Genomic DNA, 277 nt, shown 5'->3' on the forward strand with positions numbered 1-277 from the left:
GAACATCATTGTCAGAAGTTGACTTTAACGAGTTCTTACTTAACGCTGTTGAATGTGGTTTGATTAATCTTGATACAGCTTTAATTTTTAAGGGAGAATAAAGAAATGAATAAAGAGCATATTTTAGCACAAAAAGAAGTATTGACTCCGATTGAATATGAACACTATGTTAAGCACTTATTTGATATTGGAGAAATTACTAAAGAGCTTTATATTGAATTGAGTTCTGATTTATGAGCAAAGCCTTAGCTATTGACTTTAGCACCTCTAATACTGG

1 protein-coding gene is annotated in these 277 nt (G+C 31.0%); it reads left to right on the forward strand.

Translation table 11 applies throughout. The features are described 5' to 3' along the window. Positions 1 to 105 precede the first annotated feature (105 nt). Positions 106 to 237, forward strand: coding sequence for a hypothetical protein (locus L977_RS25140; RefSeq protein ID WP_015979566.1), 132 nt, complete (start codon positions 106 to 108; stop codon positions 235 to 237). Positions 238 to 277 lie beyond the last annotated feature (40 nt).

The sequence above is a fragment of the Enterobacter sp. ZOR0014 genome (genome assembly GCF_000798855.1).
Classification (GTDB): domain Bacteria; phylum Pseudomonadota; class Gammaproteobacteria; order Enterobacterales; family Enterobacteriaceae; genus Enterobacter; species Enterobacter kobei.

Bases quoted from the DNA above. Each gene is read 5' to 3' on its own strand.
- L977_RS25140 (WP_015979566.1), top strand. From the start codon at position 106: ATGAATAAAGAGCATATTTTAGCACAAAAAGAAGTATTGACTCCGATT.